We start from the raw sequence: 3,309 nt of genomic DNA, 5'->3' as shown, positions 1-3,309 counted from the left end.
TTGGAGTACCATCGGCGCTGCGGAGCTTAACGGCCGTGTTCGGGATGGGAACGGGTGGGGCCTCCGCGCGATAATCACCTCATCAATTTCATAAGAAAAACCGATGACATAGTTGGCAGTAAATGCTTTTAAAATCAGACCGGGAAAAATCAAGTCGTTGCTTCTCGCTTGATGGGATTGCCCGCCCCGAGGGGTCGTGCAAACCATGCAAACAAAGCCTGAAGAGTCATTAGTACGGCTCGGCTGAACATGTTACCATGCGTACACCTGCCGCCTATCAACCAGGTCGTCTTCCTGGACTCTTTGGGGAATACCTATCTTGGAGTGTGCTTCGCGCTTAGATGCATTCAGCGGCTTATCACCTGCGCACATAGCTACCCTGCGATGCAACTGGCGTCACAACAGGTACACTAGCGGTGCGTCCACTCCGGTCCTCTCGTACTAGGAGCAGCTCTCCTCAATATTCCTACGCCCACAGCAGATAGGGACCGAACTGTCTCACGACGTTCTGAACCCAGCTCGCGTACCGCTTTAATTGGCGAACAGCCAAACCCTTGGGACCTTCTCCAGCCCCAGGATGCGATGAGCCGACATCGAGGTGCCAAACCTCCCCGTCGATGTGAACTCTTGGGGGAGATAAGCCTGTTATCCCCGGAGTACCTTTTATCCTTTGAGCGATGGCCCTTCCATTCGGTGCCACCGGATCACTAAACCCCACTTTCGTGCCTGCTCGGCCTGTATGCCTTACAGTCAAGCACCCTTATGCTTTTACACTCTACGCACGATTGCCGGCCGTGCTGAGGGTACCTTTGGGAGCCTCCGTTACTGTTTAGGAGGCGACCGCCCCAGTCAAACTACCCACCATACACTGTCTCCCGGATTGCCGGGATTAGAATCCAGCGGCTCCAAGGGCGGTATTTCACCGTCGACTCCACAGACGCTGGCGCGCCCGCTTCTAAGTCTCCCGCCTATCCTGCACATGCAGCAGCCGAAGCCAATGTAAAGTTGTAGTAAAGGTTCACGGGGTCTTTCCGTCCCGCTGCGGGTAATCGGCGTCATCACCGATACCACAATTTCACCGAGCTCGTGGCCGAGACAGTGTTCAAGTCGTTACACCATTCGTGCAGGTCGGAACTTACCCGACAAGGAATTTCGCTACCTTAGGACCGTTATAGTTACGGCCGCCGTTTACCGGGGCTTCAGTCGCCAGCTTTGCCGAAGCTAACTGGCTTCTTTAACCTTCCGGCACCGGGCAGGTGTCAGTCCCTATACATCGCCTTGCGGCTTAGCAGAGACATGTGTTTTTGGTAAACAGTCGCTTGAACCTTTTCACTGCGCCCCGCCCTGACGAATCAGGGCAGGGGATCCTTCTCCCGAAGTTACGGATCGAATTTGCCTAGTTCCTTAGCCACGATTTTCTCGAGCACCTGAGGATTCTCTCCTCACCCACCTGTGTTGGTTTGGGGTACGAGCAGCTCCAACAAACAACGACGCTTTTCTTGGCAGCCAGATTACCTTCACTATCCGTTTGGCCGAAGCCTCCCGGTACTGTCGGAGTTCAGCCGATCGCGGGGCGGATTTGCCTGCCCCGCAGCCTACATCCTTTAACCTCCCATTCCGTAGAGAGGCGGAAGTGTCACTTCTGCGTCACGCCTTTGCCTGGCGTTGGAGTCGGTACCGGAATATTGAACCGGTTTTCCATCGGCTTCGCCTTTCGGCTACACCTTAGGTCTCGACTAACCCTGATCCGATTAGCGTTGATCAGGAACCCTTGGGTTTTCGGTGGACGGGTTTCTCACCCGTCTTATCGTTACTCATGCCTACAGTTTCTCTGCCGACCCCTCCAGCAGCCCTCACAGGCCGCCTTCGGCGGGGTCGGTATGCTCCCCTACCACTCTATCAAGTGATAGAATCCATGGTTTCGGTAACCAGCTTATGCCCGCAAATTATCGACGCCGGATCGCTCGACCAGTGAGCTATTACGCACTCTTTTAAGGAATGGCTGCTTCTAAGCCAACCTCCTGGTTGTCTGGGCAATCCAACTTTCTTTGTTCAACTTAGCTGGTATTTTGGGACCTTAACCGATGATCTGGGTTGTTTCCCTCTCGCAACAGGACGTTATCACCCTGCCGCTGACTGCCTGCCAACACCTGCCGGCATTCGGAGTTTGTCTAGGTTTGGTACCCGGTGAAGGGCCCTAGCCTAATCAGTGCTCTACCTCCGGCAGGCTCTATGGCAAACGCTATACCTAAATATATTTCGGGGAGTACGAGCTATTTCCGAGTTTGATTGGCCTTTCACCCCTATCCACAGTTCATCCGATGGCTTTTCAACGCCAGGCGGTTCGGGCCTCCAGCACCTGTTACGGCACCTTCACCCTGACCATGGATAGATCACCCGGTTTCGCGTCTGCCCCGCCGTACTGCGCGCCCTTCTCAGACTCGCTTTCGCTGCGGCTTCTCCGCTGAGCGGATTAACCTCGCACGACAGGAGCAACTCGTAGGCTCATTATACAAAAGGCACGCCGTCATCCTCCCGAAGGAAGACTCCGACCGCTTGTAAGCACACGGTTTCAGGTACTATTTCACTCGCCGTCTCGGCGTTCTTTTCACCTTTCCCTCACGGTACTTGTCCACTATCGGTCATACAGATGTATTTAGCCTTGGCGGATGGTGCCGCCAGATTCGTGCAGGATTTCACCGGTCCCGCACTACTCAGGATACCACTACCTCCCCGCTGGCTTCGCCTACCGGCCTTTCACCGTCTATGGGGCTGCTTTCCAGTCAGCTTCGACTCGCCTTGAGTTCAGATATTGTGGTCCTTCAACCCCCCGCCAGGTTGCCCCGACAGGGTTTGGGCTGAGTCCCGTTCGCTCGCCACTACTTGGGACATCACTATTGTTTTCTTTTCCTCCTCCTACTTAGATGTTTCAGTTCGGAGGGTTTGCCTTCCCGTAGGAATATCCGTCTTACGACGGATGGGTTTCCCCATTCGGATACCCGCGGATCAACGCTTCTTTGCAGCTCCCCGCAGATTATCGCAGCTTAGCACGTCCTTCATCGCCACTGTATGCCTAGGCATCCACCGTGTGCCCTTTTCTGCTTTTCTTTGCATGGCTTGCACAACACCTGGTTGGCTCGCCCGCACGTCAAGCAATGAGCTCGATTTTTTACCTCGATCTAATCATAAAATTGGTACATGTGTGCGGAATAAATAAACACACACGTACACAGCATTTACTACCAATATATCAAAGAACAGTCCCCGCCAACGGCGGGAAACAATCAAATTTCACATTCCAATGACCAC

2 rRNA genes are annotated in these 3,309 nt (G+C 54.1%); both read right to left on the bottom strand.

Annotated features, from left to right (window positions below):
• A 5S ribosomal RNA gene (gene rrf / locus L6773_RS21050) occupies positions 1–82 on the bottom strand; the annotation flags it as partial.
• Positions 83–208: 126 nt separating this feature from the next.
• Positions 209–3,108: ribosomal RNA gene (locus L6773_RS21045) — 23S ribosomal RNA — on the bottom strand.
• Between the last annotated feature and the right edge of the window lie 201 nt (positions 3,109–3,309).

It is taken from the genome of Rhodohalobacter sulfatireducens (assembly GCF_022012475.1).
GTDB classification, from domain to species: Bacteria; Bacteroidota; Rhodothermia; order Balneolales; family Balneolaceae; genus Rhodohalobacter; species Rhodohalobacter sulfatireducens.
This window is presented reverse-complemented; position numbering and strand designations above follow the sequence as displayed.